Raw genomic sequence first — 24,582 nt, 5'->3', positions numbered from 1 at the left:
ACAAAGCAGCCAGTTTGAAGCGCTGATAATTGGCGCGCTTGGGCTGGCAGGTAGGTACTTAGGAGGGCAGGCAACACATCAAGGGCAAAGGTTCTGGGCCCGGGGTGAAGATCCTGATCAATTTGCAGGCTGGTTCGGTCAGAGTAAGTGAGCTTCGCAACACCCTTCGCTTTTGTTCGAAGGCTGTGTTGGCGCAAGGTTTACCTGGAAACCATCGAGGTGGTCGATCCTGTTTTGTCGGTGGAGGCTTCTCTTGAGGGAAGGCTGACCGCGAGGATTTGTTCGACCAGAATTGACTTTCAGCTTGGTACTAACGCCGCGGATACTAACGGATTGAATTTCAGAAAGGAAGTGTGTTAGCAAAAAGAATTCGTGAGGTCGGACGATGTGCCCCGCAATCGTCCACATTCCGACCGGTGGTGGCGGTCGTTCATCGGGCCGCGATCTGCCTGGATCAAGGGTTTTCCCGGTTTATCCCCAGAAGCCAGGCAAATATGCGCCGAAAAAGGGCAGCGATATAACCGCCTCGTAGGTACTTGTGCACATAAGTTGCGCAGACTGTAACCCCACTGTCATCCACGCCTCAGTCGCAGTGGGTGCCTGTGTTGAAAATTTAAGTCAATGAAAAACATCGCTTTTTTTTACTGGTGAAAAAATCGTCAGTTTGACTGCGAGCCCCATTCCACAGGGCTTTGCGCGAGTTCAAGGGCGGTTGTCCACTGAGTTATCCACAGCTTCTGTGGATTGTCCCGAGCGCTTGCTCTAGCACGGGCGTGCCGGGTTTTTTTGGGCTTTACCTGTAAGAAAAAAAGAGTAGAGTTGCGCGCCTTCGGATTTGCCCTACAGTGCTTTATGAAGTTTCGCTCAGTATCAAACCCTGCTACCTCAACGCCCTCAAGTGTTACCCCGCCCAAGCGCTTTTCAATGCGCGTGGCAGAGTGGTTGCTGGACAGTCCACGCCTTGGGGATAACCCCAACATCAAGCACTTCGCCGGGCGTTTGCTTAAACAGCCTGCCCGTGAAGGCGTCGTGGCCGCGCAAAGCCGTCTCGGGCAATTGATGTGCCGCGAATGCGGCAATGCCCGTGATCGCCGCATCGGCCAGGACCTGTTGCGCCAAGCCGCGCGAGCAGGAGATACACGCGCCCTACAGGAACTGGGCCTGATCGAAGACTGAGCTGTCCAAGTCCGGTTGCCTTGGTTAACCTTCAAGCTTTATCTCATCAGCAGGAATCTCTATGGCTATGGACTTGACCAGCCTATTACTCGGTCTGGCGGGCGCTGGCCTGCCATTGCTGGTACTGGCCTGGCAAATTCAGCGCCGTGCGAGCTCCTCACAGGCCGAGGTTGCACTGCTGGAAGAACGGCTGGCCATGGCCCAACTGGCGCAGGACGGCTTGAACGCCCAACTCGATGCGTGTCGCGATGAAGTCGCTGATCTGAGCCAGGCTAACGCCGCCAGACAAGCAGACCTCGCCGCCGCGCGCCGTGAAGTCGAACTGCTGCAAATCGAGCGCGACGACGCCCGAGATGCGGCCCATGCCTGGAATATTGAGCGCTCCGGCAAAGAGGCTGAGTTGCGTCGCCTGGACACCCAGGCGGCGTCCCTCAAGGCCGAGTTGCGTGAGCAGCAGGAAAGCCATCAGCAGCGCCTCAGTGACCTGCAAGGTTCGCGAGATGAGCTGCGGGCGCAGTTTGCAGAACTGGCGGGCAAGATTTTCGACGAGCGCGAGCAACGCTTTGCCGAAACCAGCCAGCAGCGATTGGGACAGTTGCTTGATCCTCTGAAGGAACGCATTCAGTCCTTCGAAAAACGCGTCGAGGAAAGTTATCAGGCCGAAGCCCGCGAGCGTTTCTCGCTCGCCAAGGAGCTGGAGCGCCTGCAGCAGCTGAACCTGCGCCTGAGCGACGAAGCCACCAACCTCACTCGTGCGCTCAAAGGGCAGAAAACCCAAGGCAACTGGGGCGAGCTGATTCTCGAGCGAGTGCTGGAACACGCGGGCCTGGAGAAGGGCCGTGAGTACCAGACCCAGGTCAACCTCAAGGGCCCGGACGGGGAGCGTTTCCAGCCGGATGTGATTATTTACCTTCCGGGCGACAAGCAGGTGGTGGTCGACTCCAAGGTCAGCCTTACGGCCTATCAGCAATACGTGGCGGCTGAAGATGACGCCATCGGCCAGATCGCCATCAAGCAGCATGTCCTGTCGCTGCGCAATCACGTCAAAGGCCTGGCCGGCAAGGATTACAAACGGCTCGACGGCTTGCACAGCCTGGATTTCGTTTTGCTCTTCGTACCGATCGAAGCCGCATTCTCCGCCGCCTTGCAGGCCGAGCCGACACTGTTCCAGGAAGCCTTCGACCGCAACATTGTGATCGTCAGTCCCACCACGTTGTTGGCCACGCTGCGGGTCATCGACAGCCTGTGGAAGCAGGAACGGCAAAGTCAGAACGCCCGTGAAATCGCCGAGCGAGCGGGGTGGCTGTACGACAAGTTCGTGTTGTTCATCCAGGACCTGGACGAAGTCGGCAATCGCTTGCAGCAACTGGACAAAGCCTACAGCTCTGCGCGCAACAAGCTGACAGAGGGGCGCGGTAACCTGGTTAGTCGCAGCGAACAATTGAAGTTACTCGGCGCGCGAGCCAGCAAGAGTTTGCCGGCCGATTTGCTGGAGCGGGCGATGACCGATGTGGATGGCCTGGTCGAGTTGCCCGAGTAAATTTTCAGTTAGGGCGCGGCCTGCCGCGCTACAACGGCAAATGCCGACTCAGCAGCGCCCGTAATGCCGCCGGTTTCACCGGTTTGGCCAAGTAATCCAGCCCCGCCGCATGCACTTGCGCCACCATCTCCGGCCGGCCATCGGCACTGATCACCACGCCAGGCACCGGCTCTCCCATTTGGGTGCGCAGCCACGCCATCAGCTCCGTCCCGGTGTCGCCATGATCGAGGTGGTAATCCACCAGTGCCAGTTGCGGGCGCACGCCGTCTTCGAGCAGCGCTGCGCATTCATCCCGATTGCGCGCGGTCCAGACCTGGCAACCCCAGCGCGTCAGCAGGCTGTTCATGCCGATCAGGATGCTGTCTTCATTGTCGATGCACAGCACCTGCGCGCCGCTCAACACATGGCCGTTGAGTTCAGCGGTCGGCGTCGCCACGACGGTTTGCGCCCGGGCCAGCGGCACGCTGACGCTGAACACACTGCCACGCCCCAGCCAGGAGCGAACGCGCAGCGTGTGACCCAGCACGCGACACAGACCATCGGCAATCGCCAGACCCAACCCCAGGCCTTTCTCCGCGCGAGTCTGGTGACTGTCGAGACGTTTGAATTCTTCGAAAATCACCTGCAGTTTGTCTGGCGCAATGCCCGGTCCCCGATCCCAGACCTCCAGGCACAACTCGCCCTTGCGCCGGCGAACGCCGAGCAGCACGGGCCCTTTGGCGTAGCGAAATGCATTCGTCAGGAAGTTTTGCAGAATTCGTCGCAGCAGTTTGATGTCACTGTCGACCCGCAATGCGCTACTGCGAACGTTGAACGTCAGCCCTTGTTCCTGAGCCTGCGCCTTGAACTCGGCGCCGAGCGTGTCGAACAGTTCGTTGAGCGCGAATGGCTTGATGTCAGGGTTGATCTTGCCGTTTTCCAGACGGGAAATGTCCAGCAGGTCACTGATCAAATCTTCGGCAGAGCGCAATGAGCTGTCCAGGTGATGGACCAGCTTCTGTGCCTCAGCGGACAAGCCATCGTCCTGGTGGGACAGGGCGGCGGAGAACAGGCGCGCGGCGTTCAGTGGTTGCATCAAGTCATGGCTGACGGCTGCGAGAAAACGGGTTTTCGATTGGTTGGCGGACTCGGCGGTGCCCTTGGCTTCGGTCAACGCGACGTTGAGTTGCGACAGTTCGTGGGTGCGTTCGGTCACCCGCTGCTCCAGGCCTTCATTGGCTTCGGTCAGCGCCTGTTCGGCTTCGCGGAACGCGGTGATGTCGGTGAAACTCATGACGAAACCACCACCGGGCATCGGGTTGCCGATCAGCTCGATTACCCGCCCGTTGGGGAACAGTCGTTCAGAGGTATGGGCGCGCCCCTGGCGCATCCAGTGCAGACGGCGGGCAACGTGCACCTCGGCTTCGCCGGGGCCGCATAAACCGCGCTCGGCGTTGTAGCGAATGATGTCGGCAATCGGCCGGCCGACGCTGATCAGTCCATCCGGGTAATTGAACAGCTCCAGATAGCGCCGGTTCCAGGCCACCAGTTTCAGCGACTGATCGACCACGCTGATGCCCTGGGTAATGTTTTCGATGGCGCCTTGCAGCAGGGCGCGGTTGAACTGCAGCACTTCCGACGCCTCGTCGGCGATCCGCACGACGTCCTCAAGCTGCATTTCCCGACCTTCGATGGCGGCTTTTACCACTGCGCGTGTCGAGGAGGCACCGAGTACACCCGCCAGCAAACGTTCGGTGTGGGCGATCCATTCACTGTCGGCGTTTTGATTCGGGTTGAAGCCTTTGCCCTGACGGTAGGCGAATCGGATGAAGCTCTGGCGCGCCCGTTCTTCGCCGACGAAACGCGCCGCCAGTTGCAGCAAATCGTCGATCTGCACCGCCAGCATCGAACGGGCGCTGGGGCGTGCGCTGATTTCCTGGCCGATGAAACGACCGGCCTGCCAGTGCTCCGACACCCGTGTACGCGACAACACCGACACCCAGGCAAATAACGTGAAATTACCGGCCAGCGACAGCACCACGCCTTGGGTTAGCGGGGTGATCGGCAGGTTCATCGGGTTGCTGTGCAACCAGGCCAAGCCCGGAAAGCTCTCCAGCGGCCAGCCGAGGCCACGGGCCGCAATCGGCAAGATCAGCGTGTAAAACCACAGGAATGTCCCGGCAGCGAGGCCGGCAAATACACCGCGGCGGTTGGCCTGTTTCCAGTACAGCGCGCCGAGCATGGCCGGTGCCAGTTGTGTCACGGCAGCAAAGGCAATCTGGCCGATGGTTGCCAGGCTGGCGGTCGAACCCAGCAGGCGATAACTGACGTAGGCCAGGAGCAAAATCACCACGATGCTCACGCGGCGCACCGAGAGCATCCACTGGCGGAACACTTCGAACGGCCGCTCGGCATTATTGCGTCGCAGCAACCATGGCAACAGCATGTCGTTGGACACCATGGTCGACAGTGCCACGCTGGCGACGATCACCATGCCGGTTGCCGCCGAAGCGCCACCGATAAACGCCAGCAAGGCAAGGGCGGGGTGAGCCTGCGCCAGGGGCAGGCTGATGACGAAGGAGTCCGGCAACACCGAGCTGGGCAGCAGCATCTGGCCGGCGAGGGCGATGGGTACTACAAACAATGCCGCCAACGCCAGGTAGGCCGGGAACACCCATTTGGCCAGGCGCAGATCCTGAGGATCAATGTTTTCCACCACCGTCACATGGAACTGCCGGGGCAGGCAGATGATCGCCATCATCGCCACGCCGGTCTGCACCACCATCGAGGGCCAATTGACGGTTTCCTTCCAGTATTGCTCCAGGCGCGGTGCGAGCATGGCCTGGTTGAACAGATCGTCGAAACCGTCGTACAGACCAAACGTGACAAAAGCGCCGACGGCAAGAAAGGCGAACAGCTTGACCAGTGATTCAAATGCAATCGCCAGCACCATGCCACGGTGGTGTTCCGTGGCATCGAGGTTGCGGGTACCGAAGACAATGGTGAACAGCGCCAGCACCAGCGACACAATCAGCGCCGTGTCCTGAGCGCGAACCCCCATGGCGTCGGCGCCCGCGCCAATCAGCAGGTTCACGCCAAGCACGATGCCCTTGAGCTGCAGTGCGATGTAGGGCAGCACGCCCACCAGGCAAATCAGCGCCACCACCACCGCCAACGACTGAGATTTGCCGTAACGGGCGGCGATAAAGTCGGCGATGGAGGTGATGTTTTCCTGCTTGCTGATCATCACCATTTTTTGCAGGACCCAGGGCGCGCCCACTAACAGCAGGATCGGCCCGAGGTAAATCGGCAGGAACGACCAGAGCTGTTCCGCGGCCTGGCCCACGGCGCCAAAGAAGGTCCAACTGGTGCAATAAACGGCCAGCGACAGGCTGTACACCCAAGCGCGCACTCGCGGCGGCAACGGTGTGCTGCGACGGTCACCGTAAAAGGCGATGGCGAACATGATGGCCATATAGGCCAGGGCGACGGCGGCGATCAGCCCGCTGGACAGCGACATGGGAACTCCAGACAAAAGACAGCCGGGACTCCCGCCCGGTCAGACAGTCTCGCACGACCGCCCCGGTTAGTCAGTGTCGACCAAGGTCGAGACTTGGCGCGGGGGCGCAGGGGGATCAAGGGTGTATTTTCGGGTCCCTTTGCGAGCAAGCCCTTACTGGTTCAACGCAATCGCGATCAACCGATGCAGCTCCTCAACCTCCAGCGGCGCCTGCGCAAACAGGATACGAAACACAATGGGCGCCGCCACCATGTTGATCAGCCGATCGACATCCGGTTTGGGCTCATTCGGGTAGCGATCCAGAATCAGCTGTAACTGTCCGCCAATGATCGTCGCGCAATAACTGGGTTTGAGGCTTGATTGCACGTCGCGCAGCATGTTGCGACCGGGTTCGGAGCTCATCTCGTCCAGATACTGTTCCGCCCAGGCCTGCACATCACCCGAGAGGCTGCCGGTATTGGCCGACTCGGTTTCCGGTTGCATTCGGGCGAGCGCGACGTCCGCCAGCAGCGCTGACAAATCCCCCCAGCGTCGATAGATGGTGGACGGCGTAACCCCTGCGCGCGCTGCGATTTGCGGCACGGTCACGCTGGCGCGGTCCTGCTCTTCGAGCAGTGCGTGCACGGCTTTGTGAATTGATTCCTGCACCCGGGCGCTTCGGCCGCCGGGACGTAAAGTGGGGCCTGTCATTGCGTGTTTCCTGTTCTCGCCGCAACCCGCTGACTAGCTGGGCATCGGTGGTAAAAGCCATGCAGCGGACCTTAACACAAAGAATTTGCTTTAAGCCTTGGTCGGTAGCACACTCCGCAAAAGCAAAAAATTAGCTTTTGCGGAGTGTGCTGATGTCCAGTTCCCATTCAAACCGTGCCAGCCTGTGGTTCCTGGCGATCACTTTACTCAGTTTTCTGGCGGCTTCCACGGCGCCGACGCCGTTGTATCGCTTGTACCAGGAGCAGATGCATTTTTCGGCGGCCACCCTGACCCTGATTTTCGGCGTCTATGCCTTGAGCCTGCTGGCCGCGCTGCTGACGGTCGGGTCGCTGTCGGATTACCTCGGGCGCAAACCGGTGATTTTCACCGCTGTCGTGCTGAATGCTCTGGCGATGTTGCTGTTTATCTACGCTGACAGCGTCACGTGGCTGATCAGCGCGCGGGTGCTGCAAGGGTTTGCCACCGGCATGGCAACCGCGGTGCTCAGTGCCACGCTGCTGGACACTGACCGCCAGCAAGGGCCGTTGATCAATAGCGTTGCGCCGTTGATCGGCATGGCCCTCGGCGGTATGGGCTGCGGCTTACTGGCAGAATTTGCCCCGGCGCCGCTGCACTTGACCTACTGGCTGCTGCTGGTTCTGTTTGCGTTGCAGGCGTTGTACAGCTGGCGTTTACCGGAAAGTGTCTCGCGACAGGCCGGGGCATGGGCGTCATTGCGACCGACCCTGCATGTGCCGGTTCAGGCGCGCCCCACCTTGTGGCGGGTGTTGCCGCTCAACACCGCGACGTGGGCGCTCGGTGGTTTTTATGCGTCCCTGGCGCCTTCGTTGGTACGCGCGGCCACCGGTTCCACCTCGAACCTGATTGCCGGCTCGACCGTTGCCGCGCTGACACTCACCGGGGCATTGATGATTTTCACCCTGCGCAATCGACCTGCCGCCCTGGCGCTACGGTTGGGGGCGAGTCTGCTGCCGATGGGCATTGTCCTGGTGTTACTGGGCGTGCACAGCGCCAGCCTGTCGCTGTTTTTCCTGGGTACGCTTGTCGCTGGATGTGGCTTCGGTGCCGGTTTTCTGGGGGCCGTGCGCAGTCTGGTGCCGTTGGCTTTACCCCATGAGCGCGCAGGGTTGATGTCGGCGTTTTATGTGCTCAGTTACCTGGCGTTCTGTTTGCCATCGTTGCTGGCGGGGAATCTGATCCGAGCCTTCGGGTTGGTCGCAACAACCGATGGGTATGGCCTGATTTTGATTGTGTTGTCCGTTGGCGCGTTACTGGCCTTGATGCTTCAGCGCTCATTGAAAGTCTGTGGCGCTGATGTGCGTTGATCGTTAGCCTAGGCCTCGCCACTCATTCGACGGACCGCCCCGATGAAAATCATCCGCAGCAAATCCTTCACCGCTGACCGTGCCTGGGGGGCGCTGGACATCGCCAACATGAACGGCATCACCACGCGTTTGCACTGGACCGATCAGCCTTATAAATGGCACGTCAACGATGGCCAGGAAGTGTTCGTGGTGCTGGATGGGCAGGTGCAGATGCGTTACCGCGAAGAGGGCATCGAGAAGGCAGCGCTGCTCGACGTCGGCGACATTTTTTATGCGTCCGTCGGCACCGAGCATGTGGCCCATCCGCAGGGCGCGGCACGGATATTGGTGATCGAATCAGAAGGCAGTATTTGACTCTATATCTGCAAAACAGATAACAGTTAGAGATATTACCCGTTATATAGATATTCTATTCGGTTCTACCATGGGCTCTACCTCATCAGAGGACAGGAGTTCGCCATGACATGCCCCAATAGCGTCAAAACCGGTTTCAAACCCTTAAGCCATTTGCAGCACCCGCGTGAAGTCATCCGTCAGTTCACACCCAACTGGTTTGCCGCGACCATGGGCACCGGCGTGCTCGCGTTGGCGCTGGCGCAATTGCCCGTCGCCATACCCGGCTTGCGCGCGCTCGCCGAAGGCCTGTGGCTGTTCAATATTTTGTTGTTCGTGTTGTTCAGCGTCATGTACGCGGCCCGCTGGGTACTGTTCTTCGACGAAGCCCGGCGCATTTTCGGCCACTCCACCGTGTCGATGTTTTTCGGCACCATCCCGATGGGCCTCGCGACCATCATCAATGGCTTCCTGGTGTTTGGCCTGCCGCGCTGGGGCGACGGTGTGATTCATGTCGCCGAAATGCTCTGGTGGCTGGATGTGGCGATGTCGCTCGCGTGCGGCGTACTGATTCCTTACATGATGTTCACTCGTCAGGAACACAGCATCGACCAGATGACCGCCGTTTGGCTGTTGCCGGTGGTGGCCGCAGAAGTCGCGGCGGCCAGCGGTGGTTTGCTGGCGCCGCACTTGGTGGACGCTCATTCGCAACTGGTGGTGCTGGTGACGAGCTACGTGCTGTGGGCCTTTTCCCTGCCGGTCGCGTTCAGCATTCTGACGATCCTGTTGTTGCGCATGGCGCTGCATAAACTGCCCCACGAAAACATGGCTGCTTCGAGCTGGCTGGCGCTGGGCCCGATTGGTACCGGGGCACTGGGCATGTTGCTGCTGGGGGCCGACGCACCGGCAATCTTCGCCGCCAACGGTCTGCCGGGCATAGGGGAAGTCGCCGCCGGCCTGGGGCTGGTGGCCGGGATCACGCTGTGGGGGCTTGGCTTGTGGTGGATGCTGATCGCGGTGCTGATCACCGTGCGCTACCTGCGCGACGGCATTCCGTTCAACCTCGGCTGGTGGGGGTTTACTTTCCCGTTGGGTGTTTACTCGCTGACGACGTTGAAACTGGCCAGCACCTTGAACCTGACGTTCTTCAGTGTCTTTGGCTGCGTGCTGGTGGCCCTGCTGGTGGTGATGTGGATGATCGTTGCCCAACGCACGCTGAAAGGCGCCTGGCGCGGTGAGCTGTTTGTCTCGCCATGCATTGCAGGATTAAAGAAATAACCTGCAAAGATTAGGTAATGTGTGGCCTGGATCGACGTTCGACATTCCAATAACCGTATCCACGCCACTCGCTACCTAACATCAGGGACACATGGAAGATGAGTCACCCCTCACAGTTCACCTTGCTCCGCACCCGGCGTTTCCTGCCGTTTTTCGTGACGCAGTCCCTCGGGGCGTTCAACGACAATATCTTCAAGCAGTCGTTGATCCTGGCCATTTTGTACAAACTGACCATCGACGGTGACCGCTCGATCTACGTCAACCTCTGTGCGCTGTTGTTCATCCTTCCGTTTTTTCTGTTTTCGGCGCTGGCCGGGCAGTTCGGCGAGAAGTTCGCCAAGGACCGTTTGATCCGTCTGATCAAGCTCGGCGAAATCGTCATCATGGCGGTCGGCGCAGTCGGCTTTCTCTTCGATCATCTGTCATTGATGCTGGTCGCGCTGTTTGCCATGGGCACCCACTCGGCGCTGTTCGGGCCGGTGAAATACTCGATCTTGCCCCAGGCCCTGCGCGAAGAAGAACTGGTCGGCGGTAACGGGCTGGTGGAAATGGGGACCTTCCTGGCCATTCTCGCCGGGACCATCGGCGCCGGCATCATGATGTCGTCCAGTCACTACGCGCCGATCGTCTCCAGCGCGATCATTGGTGTTGCGGTGCTCGGTTACCTGGCCAGTCGCAGCATTCCACGGGCGGCGGCGGCTTCACCGCAAATGCGCCTGAACTGGAACATCTTCAGTCAATCCTGGGCCACCTTGAAACTGGGYCTGGGGCAGACCCCGGCAGTGTCGCGTTCGATCGTCGGCAACTCGTGGTTCTGGTTTGTCGGGGCGATTTATCTGACGCAAATTCCGGCCTATGCCAAGGAATGGATGCACGGCGACGAAACCGTGGTGACCCTGATTCTGACGGTGTTTTCGGTCGGTATCGCGCTCGGCTCGATGCTGTGCGAAAAGCTCTCCGGGCGCAAAGTCGAGATAGGCCTGGTGCCGTTCGGCTCGTTTGGCCTGACCGTGTTTGGCCTGCTGCTGTGGTGGCATTCCGGTGGAATTGCGGACAGCGTGACGGGCCATGGCTGGGTCGAAATCCTCGGGTTTGGCCACACCTGGCTGGTGCTGATCGACATCCTGGGTCTGGGGATCTTTGGCGGTTTCTACATCGTGCCGCTGTATGCGCTGATCCAGTCGCGCACCGCCGAGAATGAACGGGCACGAGTGATTGCCGCCAACAACATTCTCAACGCGCTGTTTATGGTGGTGTCGGCGATTGTCTCGATCGTGTTGTTGAGCATGGTCAAACTGTCGATTCCGCAGCTGTTCCTGGTGGTGTCGCTGCTGAACATCGGCGTCAACGCCTACATCTTCAAAATCGTCCCCGAATTCAGCATGCGTTTCATGATCTGGTTGCTCAGTCACTCCATGTACCGCGTGGAGCATCGCAATCTTGATCTGATTCCCGATGAGGGCGCGGCGTTGCTGGTGTGCAATCACGTGTCCTTTGTCGATGCACTTCTGATTGGCGGCGCAGTGCGTCGGCCGATTCGCTTTGTGATGTATTACAAAATCTACAACTTGCCGGTGCGGAACTTTATCTTCCGCACGGCCGGGACAATTCCCATAGCGGGTCGTCAGGAAGACATTCAAATCTACGAAAGAGCCTTCAAGCGGATAGCGCAGTATCTGAAGGATGGCGAGTTGGTGTGCATCTTCCCGGAAGGCAAATTGACTGCGGATGGGGAGATCAACGAATTCAAGGGCGGGTTGGCGCGGATTCTCGAAGAGACACCGGTGCCGGTGATTCCGCTGGCGTTGCAGGGCTTGTGGGGGAGTTTCTTCAGCCGTGATCCGGGCAAAGGCGTGTTTCACCGGTTGTGGTCGCGGGTGACGTTGGTGGCGGGGCCGGCGGTGGCCGTTGAGGCGGCGCAGCCGGCGGCGTTGCAGGCGATGGTCGGCGAGTTGCGCGGCACCGTTAGATAGTGGGTGAATGTACCGGACTCATCGCGGGCAAGCCCGGCTCCCACAGGTTTTGTGTTGTGCCACAGATTTTAGGCGCTCCAAGGACCCTGTAGGAGCCGGGCTTGCCCGCGATGGCGTCAGTGGCCTAAGCGCTAACCTTTAGGCYGATCAACCCGGCAATGATCAACGCCACACTGGCCAGCCGAAACAACGCCATCGACTCACCAAACAGAATGATCCCCGCGATCACCGTGCCCACGGCACCCACGCCCGTCCAGATCGCATAGGCCGTACCCAGCGGCAATTCCTTCATGGCAAGGCCCAGCAAACCAAGGCTGATGGCCATGGCTGCAACGGTCAAAGCGGTGGGCAGGGGACGGCTGAAACCGTCGGTGTACTTCAGGCCGACGGCCCAGCCGACTTCGAACAGGCCGGCGAAAAACAGGATGATCCAGGACATGAAAGACCTCCATCGATTGACGGGGTCGTCCCCAGATTAATGACTCGATCGAGCCGCGAGGTCGTCCTCGCAATGCGCCATAGAGTGCCAATCATTAATCCGGGGATCAAGTTGTGGCTCAGTCGGCGACGGGCCGTGCCGCCAGTTTTCGATCTTCTTTCTCGCTCATGCGACGGAAATACGTTGAGAGCAGCGCCCCGGAAATGTTGTGCCACACGCTGAACAAAGCGCTCGGCACCGCCGCCAGCGGGGAGAAGTGGGCACTGGCCAACGCAGCGCCCAAACCGGAGTTTTGCATGCCGACTTCCAGCGCGAGGGATTTGCGTTGCGCCAGTGGTAGCTTGAACAGGCGCCCGGTGAAGTAACCCAGCAGATACCCGAAGCTGTTGTGCAGCATCACCACCGCCATGATCAGCAGGCCGGACTCGGCGATCTTCGCCTGGCTGGCGGCCACCACGGCGGTGACGATGATCACGATGCTCACCACCGAAATCAGCGGCAAGACTTCCTCGGCATGACGCACCTTGGCGCCGAGCACGCGTTGAGCCACCACGCCAAGAATGATCGGCAACAGCACCACTTGCAGAATCGACCAGAACAGCTCCATGAAGGACACCGGCAACCAGGCCGACGCCAGCAGCCAGATCAGTGCCGGGGTCAGCAGTGGGGCGAGGAGGGTGGTGACGGCGGCGATGGCCACCGACAGCGCCAGATCGCCGCGCGCCAGCCAGGTCATCACGTTCGACGAGGTACCGCTTGGGCAGCAACCGACCAGGATAACGCCGACGGCGATTTCCGGTGGCAGGTGGAACGCCTGGCAGAGCAACCACGCCACACCGGGCATGATCACGAAATGGGCAACCACGCCCAAGGCCACGCGCCACGGATGGCGGGCGACTTCGGCGAAGTCTTCAAGTTTGAGGGTCAGGCCCATGCCGAACATCACCAACCCCAGCAGCGGCACGATCGCGCCTTTGAGGCCGATGAACCAGGCCGGTTGCAGGAACGCCACGACTGCAAAAATCAGTACCCAGTAAGCAAAAGTGTTGCCGACAAAACGACTCAATGCAGCCAGTGCGCGCATGGCTTGATCCTTATTATTCAGTAGCAATCCCAGGGTGGAATTCAATCATTGTGAGAGCCGGGCTTGCCCGCGATAGCGGTGTATCAGTCAGCCGATTGATAGCTGACTGATCGCCATCGCGGGCAAGCCCGGCTCCCACAATTAGTTCGGTTTCGTTAGTAGAAACCGGTTGTTATCAGATCCCCTGCGGCGTCTCTTCGCCGCCCAGCGCTTCTACCAGTGCCGGCAGGAAGTCACCGAAAGTCAGCATCATCAACGTGAAGCTGGCGTCCAGTTGACCGAGGGCCTCTTCGCCGCCGTCCTGTTCGGCCTGGTCTTGCAGCAGGTCTTCGAACTTCAGGCGCTTGACCACCATCTTGTCGTCGAGCACGAAAGACAGTTTGTCCTGCCAGGCCAGCGACAGCTGAGTGACCACTTTGCCGGTGCTCAGGTGCAGCTGGATTTCTTCGCTGGTCAGGTCTTGACGCTTGCAGCGCACGATGCCGCCGTCTTCGTGGGTATCACGCAGCTCGCATTCGTCCAGCACGAAGAAATCGTCCGCCGCTTTCTGCGTGGTGACCCATTCGGTCATGGTGGCGGTCGGCGACATTTTTACGGTCAGTGGACGTACTGGCAGGGTGCCGATCACTTCGCGCAGGGTGGACAGCAGGTCTTCGGCACGTTTCGGGCTGGCCGAGTTGACGAGGATCAGGCCCTGCTTCGGTGCAATGGCGGCGAACGTCGAGGAGCGGCGAATAAAGGCACGAGGCAGGAAAGCCTGGATGATTTCATCCTTGATCTGGTCGCGTTCCTTTTTGTAGACCTTGCGCATTTGCTCGGCTTCGATTTCGTCGACCTTTTCCTTCACGGCGTCGCGCACGACGCTGCCCGGCAAAATGCGTTCTTCTTTACGCGCCGAGACCAGCAGGAAGTCGCCGCTGACGTGAACCAGCGGCGCATCTTCGCCTTTACCGAATGGCGCGACGAAACCGTAGGTGGTCAACTCCTGGCTTGCACATGGACGCGCCAGTTTGGTGGCCAGTGCAGTTTCCAACGCCTCGGCATCAACAGGCAGATCTTGGGTCAGGCGATAGATAAGCAGGTTTTTGAACCACATGGGGTAAGTCTCTCCTTATATACAAAGGTGGGCATTATTCTCTTAGCGGCGCCATAGGCCAACCCTTCGCTAAGCCTTTGGAAGGCCTGAGAAAATTATTTAAAAAAGTGCTTGCCAGAGGTGAGGTCGCTCCGTAGAATGCGCGCCACACCGAACGTGAAGGGTGATTAGCTCAGCTGGGAGAGCGTCTGCCTTACAAGCAGAATGTCGGCGGTTCGATCCCGTCATCACCCACCATTCGCATTCAGTGTTACGCGCAGCGGTAGTTCAGTCGGTTAGAATACCGGCCTGTCACGCCGGGGGTCGCGGGTTCGAGTCCCGTCCGCTGCGCCATATTCGGTAACCTGGAACGCTGAACGCCAGGTCACCACGGAAAAGCCCGCTAACGCGGGTTTTTTTCTGTCTGAAGTTTGCATGTTGTTCCTGTGGGTTGCGTCGTTTCACTGGTTTTTAGATTTATTTGAAAAATTATTCAATTAAATCAACACTTTACGAAAACCTGTGGCATAATGTGCCCCGCAACGAAGGTAAAGGGTGATTAGCTCAGCTGGGAGAGCGTCTGCCTTACAAGCAGAATGTCGGCGGTTCGATCCCGTCATCACCCACCATTACTTTCAACGCTACGCGCAGCGGTAGTTCAGTCGGTTAGAATACCGGCCTGTCACGCCGGGGGTCGCGGGTTCGAGTCCCGTCCGCTGCGCCATATTCGGTAACCTGGAACACTGAACGCCAGGTCACCACACAGAAAGCCCGCTTAATGCGGGCTTTTTGCTGTCCGGGGTTTGGCAATTGCCGGGCCTCCACAAAAAAAGCGACCTGTCYGGGTCGCTTTTTTCGTCTCTATCGGCTTATTGCTCAGCGTTGCGACTGTGCCGGTAGTCGCTCACGGCTTCATACACCGCCTTACGCAGACGGTTGATGCCGCCAATCGGCCGATGAGCCTCCAGGCCAAACCACGGATTGAACGACTGGTTGTCGCATTGCAGGTTCAGCGCTGGCGTGTCGAAGTCCTGCGCGGGGACTTTGATCCGCGCCACGGTCTGGAACGGCGCCTCGTTTTCACTCCATTCGATGCTGGTGTCTTCGATGGGCATGTAGTGGCTTGGGTCCTGGCGCTGAATCTGCAAGACGAAACAGGCCGGCACCCGATCCGTAGATAATTGCTGGTTCAGCGCGTTGCGCAGAAAGTTCGGCAATTTCTGGTTTTGCGCGGGCAGGGTGTAGGCCGGGCAGCTATCCGGGTCCGGTATCACCCGGAACTTGGCATTGGCTTCACCAAACTTGTAGGGCGACACCGAAAAGTAGGTGGTCCGGGTTGGACTTTCCGGAGCAGGCGACAAGGTCGCCAACGCGATAAACAGATGGCGAACCTGCCAACTGCGCGGGTCCCACCCCGGAAAAAACGCCATCAGCTTCTTGCCGTCAGCCTGAGCCGCCACATTCTGACGATACTCGGCGACATCGCTGACGAAAAAATTCGGGTGACTGAACATCACGAAGTCCTGTTCGGCGCGACGCTGTTGGTCGGCGAGCAGTTGTTTACCAGGCACATCAAGCAATTTGATCGCCATGCCCCGGGCATCGCGAATACTGTCGAACTGCGGATACGCATTGCCGTTGGACAGGCGCATCGTCGCTTGCCAGGTTTTGCCGGGCTCGCTGAACACACCTTGGCGCATCTCTCCAGCCAGGTCCGGCAACACCTGAACTTCGGCTTTCACGCAGCCATGGGCCTTGGCATGGGCGTCGCGCAGGTAGCGGGTGGGCTCGCGGTGTTGATCGACAATGCGCACGGCCGTCTGAATCACGTCCTGGGTCATCGCGGCTTCGCCTTCCGGAATCAATTCATCTGCCGAAACCGGGCCACTGTGCTGCCAGGCAAACCACGCCGTGGCCAGCGCCCAGGCGAGCACGCCAAGACCCAGCAGCCACAAAAGGGTTTTGCCGAGAAAAGCGCCCAAGCGCATCCAAAGTGTGCTCATGGCAATTGTGTCTCCAGCGGGCCGCCCAATACTTTCAGGTATTCCAGCAGCGCCCAGCGTTCCTCTGGCAGCAGCAGACGACCAATCACGCCATTGCCGCGCTGGCCGGCACGGAACTCGTGGCCGCTGTTGTGATTGCCGGTGATGCGTGTGTCGAACACAAAGCCATCGGTAAAGGCCTCGGTGCGATAACCAAGGTGTTGGGGGTCGTACTCGAACGTACCTTTATAGAAGGTGGTGGCGCGTTCATCCTGAGGCGAGAGCAATTGATAAATGCTCGGTACTGAGCCGTTGTGCAGAAAGGGCGCCGTCGCCCAGACACCCGCCAACGGTCGTGCCTTGTAGGCGCGCAATTCCCGCACACCAATCGGCAGGCCGAAACCATTCATGGCAGGTTGTTCCTCCGTGGGAATTTTCGCGTCGCGGTAGGCGCGGTTGCCAACGAAAGCGGTGATGTAGGCCAACCCTTTGGCCGACGACAGCTTGCTCAAGTCCAGCGGTTCAGTGGGTGTCGGCTGTAGGTGAACGTCCAGTTGTTTCAGCTCAGTCACATCCCATTGCAAGGCGCTCAAGTCAAAACGATGGTCGGCAATGTTGTTGGCGGCCCCCGGGTCTGTGCCAATGACATCCACCGGCAGCATTTTCAGATGCTGCACCCAGCGTCCGTCACTTTCGACCGAGCGCGGTATATGGCAACCGGCGCAATTTTCACTGAACAACTCGCGACCCTTGGCGGCCAGGGGCTTGTCGACTGCGCCGAGCAGTGCTTCAGGCCAGGCCGGTGGTTTGAGTCGTTGCAGGGTTTGTTCGATCTGGTGCAGGTCGCGCAGTCGGACACTCGACGGGTAGCGCTCATCGCCTTTAAGCGGCTGGCCGCTGGCATCGAAGAAGCTCAGGGTGGCGCCCACGCCCAACGATTCGCCGATGTTGCGGGCCATGGGTTGTTGCGCCGAACCGTTCCATTGCACCCAATTGAACGTCCACATGTCCCACAGCTGCGGGTAGTCCACCGGGGCGTTAGCCACGCGGTAGTTGTCGGCGGAAATCGCATCGCCGAAGGCCGCATTGGCGATGCGCCCGAAGGCGTCGGTGCGGCCCGGTCCTTCCTCGGTGGGGTAGAGCCCACGGTGGGTGTCGTTCCAGGCAACTTTGACGAAGGTCAGGAGAGACGCCCTGAAGTCATTGCGCAGCTGTTGATGTCGGGCGTCGTAGTCCTCGCCCAGCACGTTGCGGGCGAAGCGCTCGAATTTCCAGGGGTTGAGGTAAGTCGAGGTCAGACTGGCGACCAGCGCTTGTCCGAAACTGCCCCCTTTCAATGTAGGCACACTGGAAGGCAACACATGCTGCGCCGAGCCACCGTCAATGCGAATCGCCTGGCCTTTGAAGCGCAATTCGCCCGTATGGCAGGCCGCGCACGTGATGTCGAGAAACTCGTCCTGACTGCCGGGGTTTTTGTGACGGGCAAACCCGACGGGCAGATTGCCGGGGTTGTCGGGTGTGGCTTTCAGGCCAGGGTCGATCAGGAAACCAAAGCGTGCGAGGTAGTCCGGCGAAGCGAATCGTTGCTGCGAGAAGGGCAGCTCGAGGGCGTTGAACCAGTCATAGTGCAAGCCTTTGACCTGAGTGCCTTGAGGGGTGAAATAGTAAGTCTGGCGGTCCTCTGCGCTCCATTGCTCCAGGTAATGCACCTGTTGAGCGGGCGACCAGCTCGGTAACTTGGGGTTGGCGACGTAGTACAACGCTACGGTCAGGCCAAGACCCAGCAATACAGCGACCAGCATTAAGAGGCGAGATAAGAGGCGCAAGATGAACTTCCTTGTCGAGTTGTAGCTCTCTTATGCCTCAGTGTCTGAGGTGCGGCAAGTGGCCATTACGCCATGTTATGGGATCCGGGATCAGTGTCTGTAGGAGTCAGATGACAGAAGCTTCATCATCCCATTGCTCAAATGGGTTAAAACACCTGAACTTATCAGAAGTTTCCCGCTCTCATGCCGGTAGCCATTGGTCGTGGCCGCCTGATAAGCTCGCGGCTTTACTCGATTGCCCTTTAGGCGCATGAACAAGGAAATAGCATGAAACAGCATCGGTTGGCGGCGGCGGTAGCCCTGGTTAGCCTGGTACTCGCGGGTTGTGATTCGCAGACCAGCGTAGAGCTGAAAACTCCGGCGCAAAAAGCTTCCTACGGCATTGGCCTGAACATGGGCAAAAGCCTGGCTCAAGAAGGCATGGATGACCTGGATTCCAAGGCCGTAGCCCAGGGCATCGAAGATGCCGTCGGCAAGAAAGAGCAGAAACTCAAAGACGAGGAGCTGGTCGAAGCCTTCGCCGCGCTGCAAAAGCGTGCTGAAGAGCGTATGGCCAAGATGAGCGAAGAGTCGGCCGCTGCCGGCAAGAAGTTCCTCGAAGAAAACGCCAAGAAGGCCGGCGTAGTGACCACCGCTTCGGGCTTGCAATACGAAGTGGAAAAGAAAGCCGATGGCGCACAGCCTAAGCCGACTGATGTAGTGACCGTTCACTACACCGGCAAGCTGACCAACGGCACCGTTTTCGACAGCTCCGTCGAGCGCGGTAGCCCGATCGATCTGCCGGTCAGCGGTGTGATCCCGGGTTGGGTCGAAGGCCTGCAACTGATGCACGTTGGCGAGAAGTACAAACTGTACATCCCTAGCGAACTGGCTTACGGCGCCCAAAGCCCAAGCCCGGCAATTCCAGCCAACTCGGTGCTGGTGTTTGACCTGGAACTGCTGGCGATCAAAGATCCAGCCAAAGAAGACGCCGCCAAGTAATCTGCGTCTGCTTTGACAACAACGCCTCGCTTAATGCGGGGCGTTGTTGCATCTGGCGTTTAGCGAAGGTAAACAAAGCGAACGGTTGCTGTACGCTGGAGTCATAGCCATTGAAGAGGCCCGTGCTAGCGGTGCCGGCGCTCCAAGTCAATGAAATCTTGGGTTTTTTTATGTGAGTAAAAAACGCCCGATCTGAGCGAGACCCTTATGAAACGGGGGTTTCAGCCGTGAAATGCAGCTCTGTTCACAAGGTTATCCACAATTTGTGTGGATAACATTTCAGTGGGAGGAATGATGAAAGCACCCTGGAGTTTCGCTCGATTCTTGCCACTCGCCGGGCGCCTGCTCGCACGCGGGCGTTTGCCGACGCTGCTGTTCGCTGTCGCCAGCAAAGGTGCCAGCCAGGGTAATCGCCTGGGCAAGGTCAAAGACGATTTGCGCTTGTTGCAGGCACTGTGCCTGGCCTACTGGCGTGGGGAATACCGTGCCATCAGCCCGAAGGCGCTGATCTCGGTGGTCGCAGGCCTGATGTATTTCCTCAGTCCGGTGGATGCCATTCCGGATTTCCTTCCCGTGTTCGGCATGCTCGATGACATCGCAGTGCTGGCCTGGCTGATGAAAGTGCTCGACGACGAACTCAACGCCTTCCGCCTCTGGCGCAAACGTCAGGTGCCGGAAAAGCTGGCGGTGGTCGAGCGTCTGCCTGACACCCCGGAAAAACTTCAGCTTCAGGGCCCGAGAAAACACTGAACTGATTGAGAATCCCCCTTTATTCATACCCCCGCGCGACCTTGGCCGCTGTTAGGATTACACTTCTAGGGAAAAGTGCCGACTCGCTAAGTGTCGTTGTCCTACGGGGAAGTCATGGATATTCAGATAATCACACGCGAAGGCGAGCCCGAGTATGCAGTTTTACCGTGGGCTCAATATCAGGCTCTACTGAAAGCAGCAGGCATCAACGAGCAACCGCCACGCGAAGCGCCAGTGCCTCACGTGGCAACACCAGAACCGATTCTTCCCGGTCTGGATCAACTACGCAGTTTGCGCGAAGGGAAGGGCATCGCCATTGAAGCGTTGGCCCGCACGGTAGGCATCAGCCCGTCTTATCTGGCCTTGATCGAAAGTGGCGAGCGTCAACCCGACGCTGCGATTCGCCGCAGCCTGGCCTGGGAATTGACGGTGCCAGGGTGGAGGGATGAATCGTGAGCGTACGCATCAGTCGTCAACATTGGGACGGATTGCTTGGGGAGCTGGATCAGGCGCGACGTCAGCGCCATCTCTTGACGTATCGAGCGTTGCTGGAGCGTTTGCAATTGCCCACGCCGGCCATGCAAACCCTGACGGCAGCCCTTGAACATCTGGCCGCACTGGATGCCAGGGCCGAACAGCCGTTGCGCAGTTCGCTGGTAATCAGCCAGGGTGCCAGCCGTCTGCCGCGCACCGGCTTCTTCGAATGTGTCGAGCGTCTGGGGCGTTTTTCCGGGCCGTCTGACGGTGTCGCCGCCGCGTCCTGGCATGCATCGGAAGTGGTGCGAGTGTTCGAATACGAATACCCCGAATCGGCAGAGGCCTGAGTGTTTTTAAAGCTCAAGGCGCGGGCTGGTTACTGGCTGGCTCGCCGTTTGTTTCATTGGTCATGGTTTGTGCGCCAGCCGCGGGGCTGGCACTGGCTCGAAGGCCAGTTCGCACGCATGGCGAACCTGGGTGACGTTGGCGCTCAGAGCTTCTATGGCCACATTTTGACCTTTCGCGGTGTCGGGCTGGGTGCTCGTGAAGAGGGCGTTCGACTGCTGCGCCTGGCGGCGTTGGCGGGTGACGGCAAGGCCGCCTACCAGGTCGGTGTGATCAGCCTGGCCGGCACGCCGAGCAAGGCGCCGGACCCACTTGAAGCCGCGCGCTGGTGGGGCATGGCCGCCAAGGCCGGGCATCCATTGGCCGAGCTCAAATTGAAAGAGCTGGCGTCTCGCGGTCCTACACAGTAACTCCCAAAAAATTGTTTGATAAATGAACGTGGCGTGAGGGCAACCTCACGCCACGTTTTTGTTTGTGCCTGTCTGGCGTTTTGTGAGGGCGAATTAGAGATTTGCCCTACGGCCATTGCCTACTTCCCTGACTTCTTTCCGGTTTGATCCCCGGCAAAGTCTCGCGCGCCCATTTTCTGCGCGAGGGATTGCCCATGATTGACCCGATTGTTCACCCGCACATCGCCCGCATCGAGCAGGAACTCGACAGTTTTCCAGACACGCTTTCGCTATACCGCGAGCAGCTCAAGCGCTGGTTTAACCGAACGGCGGACACGGCCAGTCACGCCGTGGATATGCCTGCGCTGATGGGTATGGAACGGCTGATCAAACTGGGCAATACCACGACGGCGGTGAGCAGTGGCGATGCGGATTTTCTGTCCAGTGTGGCGCAGTGTCCGGCAGGCGGCATTCTGCAGATCGAGAGCAAGTTCGAGTCGGTTTATGACATCCCGTTGGGGAATATTTCGGTGGATGTGATTGCCAAGGATGGCGGCGAGATTAAATCGGTCAAGCTCGATGAAAACGGTAAAGGGCAGTTCGAAGGGATACCCGGCAAGTTCTACCGCGTGCATGTTCAGAGCGAGGTCACGCCTGAGCAAATTGATGAGCTTTTTGCCTCCTATGACGGCCTGAGCAAAGAGCTGGACGGGTGGCTGCGCAGCGAGTGGCAAGGGTTCAAACCGCAGTGGTCGCAATCGGCTTTTGCTGCGGCGGGCAACGGCATGCTCGCCGGGAGTTGGGCGGCGGTGGTCGGGGTGTGGGACAGCATCAGCCTGCTGTCGGACATTCTTAAGGATCCTCGCAAGTTCGCTGAGCGGTTGGGCAGTGGTGCCGATCACTTGGTCGAACTGGCTGAACAATTTCCGGCCACGATGGAGAAGGTTCAGTTGCTGGCCAGCGACGAAGCGGCGCTGTGTTTGCTGCTGCGCACAGCCAGCTTGTGGTTGGAGATGCTGCCGCCGAGTGTGGTTGCGGGTGAATCGACAAAGATCACCAGCCATGTGATTGCCTCATTACTGATCGACCTGTTGATCGCTTCTGCGCTGGTGTCCACGCGAGTCGGAATACCCGTCGCCAAAGCCTATTTAACCTCCCGCGGACTTCATTACGGAAAGGTTCTGTCCGGTCTCGCGATACGTTTTGTCGAGGCCACCTTCAACATCCTCAACCGCTTCATGAAGTACGTCGACCACTACAAAACCGTCGCCGCCCGCGGCGGCGCGGCCGGCCTGAAAAAGGGCCGGATGCAGCTGCGCTGGGAGCCCAAACGCAACACCACCCTCAAGCAAAACGAACTCCACGACGACGCCTCAAAACAAGCCACCAACCCCAACGGCGACAGTGCCGATTCCGCTGCCAACACCGCCACCAACAAATGCCCGGTGTCGATGGTCACCGGCGAAGAACTGCTGACCCTCACTGACGGTACGCTGGACGGCCTCCTGCCGTTCGACTTCACCCGGCTCTACCGCACCAGCGCTGCCGAGCTCGATAGCGGCCTCGGTTTCGGCTGGAGTCATTCCTTATCCCATCGACTGGAAATCGATGGCGACAGCGTCATCTGGATTGACCACGAAAACCGTCGCAGCGCTTTCCCACTGCCGAGCAGCGAGCGTCCGGCCATCCACAACAGCCTGTCGCGTGCGGCGATTTACCTCGGTACTGAACCGCAAGAACTGATCCTCGCCCAGGCCGGCGACGACACGCGCTTTTACCATTTTCACCACGGCCAACTCACGGCGATCAGTGACGCCTACGCCAACCGCTTGCGCATCACCCGCGACCGCCAGGCGCGCATTCAGCGCCTCGACAACGGTGCCGGTCGCGCCTTGCTGTTGCGTTATGAACGCAATCATCTGGTCGCCGTCGACTATCARGTATTTGCCCCGACGCAGACCCTCGAAGCGTCCTGGCAGACCGAGCAAACATTGGTCAGTTACACCTACGACGAACGCGCACAGCTTATCGAAGCGACCAACGCCGCCGACGAAAGCGAGCGCTACGACTACGACGACCAGCACGTCATCCTCCAGCGGCAACTGGCCGGCGGGGCGAGTTTTTTCTGGGAGTGGGAGCGCTCCGGCAAGGCGGCACGCTGCATCCGCCACTGGGCCTCGTTYGCGCAGATGGACGCGCGCTAYGTCTGGGATGACGCCGGTAGCGTCACCGTCCACAACATCGATGGCAGCGAAGAAGTTTACGTCCACGACGAGCGTGCGCGGCTGGTGCGCAAGGTCGACCTGGACGGTGGCGAACAGCTCAAGGCCTACGACGAGCAAGGGCGGCTGATCGCCGAGCAGGATGCGCTCGGCGCCGTCACCGAATACCGCTATGACGAAGTCGGACGCCTGGTGGCGCTGATTCCGCCAGAAGACGAGCCAACGGCCTACGAGTACCGCAACGGTTTCCTGCATGCGCGCTATCGCGGCCAAGCCATTTGGAAGTACCACCGTAACGCTCAGGGCGACGTCACTGAAGCGACCGACCCCGATGGCCAAASCACCCATTACCACTACGATGCCCAAGGACGTTTGCTGTCGATCCGCTACCCGGACACCAGCCGCCATGTATTCGTCTGGAATGCCTTGGGGCAATTGCTCGAAGAGACCTTGCCGGACGGTGGTCAACGGCGCTTTTCCTACGATGCCTTGGGGCGGCAGYTTACCCGTCAGGACGAACATGGCGCCGTCACGAAGTACCAATGGGACGCCGTCGGTCGACTGATCCAGACGAMCCTGCCGACAGGCGCCAGTCGCGCCTATAGCTACAACGCCTACGGAAAARTCACCGCCGAACGCGACGAACTGGGGCGCGTCACGCGTTACGAGTACGTCGACGATCTGCACCTGGTCAGCCGCCGTCTCAACGCCGATGGCACTCAGCTGAAATATCGCTACGACAACGCGCAGCTGTTACTCACGGAAATCGAGAACGAATCCGGTGAAAAATATCAGCTGGACTACACGCCCAGCGGCCTGATCCGACAGGAAACCGGCTTCGACGGCCAACGCACCGCGTACGCCTACGACCTCAACGGGCATCTGCTGGAGAAAACCGAGTTCGGYGCTGATGGTTCGCAGCTCGTTACCGCCTATGAACGGGATGCGGCCGGGCGCTTGCTCGTCAAAACGCTGCCTGACGGCATCCGGGTCGAGTACCGCTACGACCGACTCGGTCGGCTGATTAGCGTCGACGACGGCCACGACCACCCGCTGGAATTCGAGTACGACCGACAGGACCGGCTGATCACCGAACATCAGGGCTGGGGCACGCTGCGTTATGCCTACGACGCCTGCGGCCTGCTCACGCGCCTGCGCCTGCCCGCCTGCGCCTGCC

The 24,582-nt window shown here is 59.4% G+C and carries 19 protein-coding genes and 4 tRNA genes; 16 read left to right on the top strand and 7 right to left on the bottom strand.

Annotated elements, in window-relative coordinates; translation table 11 throughout:
- Window positions 1-852: 852 nt before the first annotated feature.
- Together AC1D2P_RS02870 and AC1D2P_RS02865 are read left to right on the top strand one after the other, a co-directional pair.
- Window positions 853-1,176 (top strand): SEL1-like repeat protein, encoded by a 324-nt coding sequence (locus AC1D2P_RS02870; protein WP_077432170.1) that lies wholly within the window; start codon window positions 853-855, stop codon window positions 1,174-1,176.
- A 175-nt stretch (window positions 1,177-1,351) separates the two neighbouring features.
- Complete coding sequence (locus AC1D2P_RS02865; RefSeq protein ID WP_177412296.1) at window positions 1,352-2,716, top strand: DNA recombination protein RmuC; 1,365 nt, start codon at window positions 1,352-1,354, stop codon at window positions 2,714-2,716.
- A 28-nt stretch (window positions 2,717-2,744) separates the two neighbouring features.
- Here AC1D2P_RS02865 and AC1D2P_RS02860 read toward each other — a convergent pair whose 3' ends face one another.
- Together AC1D2P_RS02860 and AC1D2P_RS02855 are read right to left on the bottom strand one after the other, a co-directional pair.
- Window positions 2,745-6,215 (bottom strand): hybrid sensor histidine kinase/response regulator, encoded by a 3,471-nt coding sequence (locus AC1D2P_RS02860; RefSeq protein WP_477758456.1) that lies wholly within the window; start codon window positions 6,213-6,215, stop codon window positions 2,745-2,747.
- Between the two features lie 153 nt (window positions 6,216-6,368).
- Complete coding sequence (locus AC1D2P_RS02855) at window positions 6,369-6,905, bottom strand: TetR/AcrR family transcriptional regulator (protein ID WP_046032928.1); 537 nt, start codon at window positions 6,903-6,905, stop codon at window positions 6,369-6,371.
- A gap of 152 nt (window positions 6,906-7,057) precedes the next feature.
- Here AC1D2P_RS02855 and AC1D2P_RS02850 point away from each other — a divergent pair, with 152 nt between their 5' ends.
- The 4 genes from AC1D2P_RS02850 (at window position 7,058) to AC1D2P_RS02835 (ending at window position 11,835) form a co-directional block, all read left to right on the top strand.
- Window positions 7,058-8,251, top strand: coding sequence for an MFS transporter (locus AC1D2P_RS02850; RefSeq protein ID WP_046032929.1), 1,194 nt, complete (start codon window positions 7,058-7,060; stop codon window positions 8,249-8,251).
- A 42-nt stretch (window positions 8,252-8,293) separates the two neighbouring features.
- The gene (locus AC1D2P_RS02845; RefSeq protein ID WP_046032930.1) at window positions 8,294-8,605 is read left to right on the top strand and encodes a cupin domain-containing protein; all 312 of its coding nucleotides are present in this window, start codon (window positions 8,294-8,296) and stop codon (window positions 8,603-8,605) included.
- Between the two features lie 105 nt (window positions 8,606-8,710).
- Window positions 8,711-9,862 carry a TDT family transporter gene (locus AC1D2P_RS02840; protein ID WP_477758455.1) on the top strand — a complete coding sequence of 384 codons (1,152 nt, stop codon included), beginning with the start codon at window positions 8,711-8,713 and terminating at the stop codon, window positions 9,860-9,862.
- 98 nt (window positions 9,863-9,960) lie between these two features.
- Window positions 9,961-11,835 carry an MFS transporter gene (locus tag AC1D2P_RS02835; protein WP_477758454.1) on the top strand — a complete coding sequence of 625 codons (1,875 nt, stop codon included), beginning with the start codon at window positions 9,961-9,963 and terminating at the stop codon, window positions 11,833-11,835.
- 124 nt (window positions 11,836-11,959) lie between these two features.
- On the opposite strand, the gene sugE is transcribed toward AC1D2P_RS02835, so the two are convergent.
- The 3 genes from sugE to rdgC form a co-directional block, all read right to left on the bottom strand.
- Window positions 11,960-12,274: a quaternary ammonium compound efflux SMR transporter SugE gene (gene sugE / locus AC1D2P_RS02830; RefSeq protein ID WP_477811300.1), complete on the bottom strand. Its 315-nt coding sequence runs from the start codon at window positions 12,272-12,274 to the stop codon at window positions 11,960-11,962.
- Between the two features lie 118 nt (window positions 12,275-12,392).
- Window positions 12,393-13,358: a bile acid:sodium symporter family protein gene (locus AC1D2P_RS02825; protein ID WP_477758453.1), complete on the bottom strand. Its 966-nt coding sequence runs from the start codon at window positions 13,356-13,358 to the stop codon at window positions 12,393-12,395.
- Window positions 13,359-13,533: 175 nt separating this feature from the next.
- Entirely contained in the window at window positions 13,534-14,454 is a 921-nt protein-coding gene (gene rdgC / locus AC1D2P_RS02820) for a recombination-associated protein RdgC (RefSeq protein WP_046032934.1), read from the bottom strand.
- Between the two features lie 161 nt (window positions 14,455-14,615).
- On the opposite strand from rdgC, the gene AC1D2P_RS02815 reads away from it, so the two are divergent.
- The 4 genes from AC1D2P_RS02815 (at window position 14,616) to AC1D2P_RS02800 (ending at window position 15,157) form a co-directional block, all read left to right on the top strand.
- Window positions 14,616-14,691: transfer RNA gene (locus AC1D2P_RS02815), tRNA-Val, on the top strand.
- 19 nt (window positions 14,692-14,710) lie between these two features.
- A tRNA-Asp gene (locus AC1D2P_RS02810) sits at window positions 14,711-14,787 on the top strand.
- Between the two features lie 199 nt (window positions 14,788-14,986).
- Window positions 14,987-15,062: transfer RNA gene (locus AC1D2P_RS02805), tRNA-Val, on the top strand.
- Window positions 15,063-15,080: 18 nt separating this feature from the next.
- Window positions 15,081-15,157, top strand: a tRNA-Asp gene (locus tag AC1D2P_RS02800).
- 145 nt (window positions 15,158-15,302) lie between these two features.
- Here the strand turns inward: AC1D2P_RS02800 and AC1D2P_RS02795 are convergent.
- On the bottom strand, window positions 15,303-16,436 hold the full coding sequence (locus tag AC1D2P_RS02795) for a catalase family protein (RefSeq protein WP_109787724.1): 1,134 nt from the start codon (window positions 16,434-16,436) through the stop codon (window positions 15,303-15,305).
- Window positions 16,433-18,241, bottom strand: coding sequence for a di-heme-cytochrome C peroxidase (locus AC1D2P_RS02790; protein WP_223524125.1), 1,809 nt, complete (start codon window positions 18,239-18,241; stop codon window positions 16,433-16,435). The genes AC1D2P_RS02795 and AC1D2P_RS02790 overlap by 4 nt, the downstream gene beginning before the upstream one ends.
- A 267-nt stretch (window positions 18,242-18,508) precedes the next feature.
- Here AC1D2P_RS02790 and AC1D2P_RS02785 point away from each other — a divergent pair, with 267 nt between their 5' ends.
- The 6 genes from AC1D2P_RS02785 to AC1D2P_RS02760 all read left to right on the top strand — a co-directional run.
- The gene (locus AC1D2P_RS02785; protein ID WP_008060887.1) at window positions 18,509-19,222 is read left to right on the top strand and encodes an FKBP-type peptidyl-prolyl cis-trans isomerase; all 714 of its coding nucleotides are present in this window, start codon (window positions 18,509-18,511) and stop codon (window positions 19,220-19,222) included.
- A gap of 294 nt (window positions 19,223-19,516) precedes the next feature.
- Window positions 19,517-19,972, top strand: coding sequence for a YkvA family protein (locus tag AC1D2P_RS02780; RefSeq protein WP_046032937.1), 456 nt, complete (start codon window positions 19,517-19,519; stop codon window positions 19,970-19,972).
- A gap of 114 nt (window positions 19,973-20,086) precedes the next feature.
- Window positions 20,087-20,428 carry a helix-turn-helix domain-containing protein gene (locus AC1D2P_RS02775; RefSeq protein ID WP_223524122.1) on the top strand — a complete coding sequence of 114 codons (342 nt, stop codon included), beginning with the start codon at window positions 20,087-20,089 and terminating at the stop codon, window positions 20,426-20,428.
- Entirely contained in the window at window positions 20,425-20,796 is a 372-nt protein-coding gene (locus AC1D2P_RS02770; protein ID WP_007898892.1) for a hypothetical protein, read from the top strand. The genes AC1D2P_RS02775 and AC1D2P_RS02770 overlap by 4 nt, the downstream gene beginning before the upstream one ends.
- The gene (locus AC1D2P_RS02765) at window positions 20,797-21,204 is read left to right on the top strand and encodes an SEL1-like repeat protein (protein ID WP_223524119.1); all 408 of its coding nucleotides are present in this window, start codon (window positions 20,797-20,799) and stop codon (window positions 21,202-21,204) included.
- 194 nt (window positions 21,205-21,398) lie between these two features.
- Window positions 21,399-24,582: DUF6531 domain-containing protein (locus tag AC1D2P_RS02760; protein WP_477811299.1), on the top strand; the 3,184-nt coding region annotated here is incomplete at its 3' end.

This window comes from Pseudomonas sp. P1_F1_2, assembly GCF_056405815.1.
The sequence above is the reverse complement of the archived record's forward strand: the minus strand, read 5'-3'. Positions and strand labels throughout refer to the sequence as shown.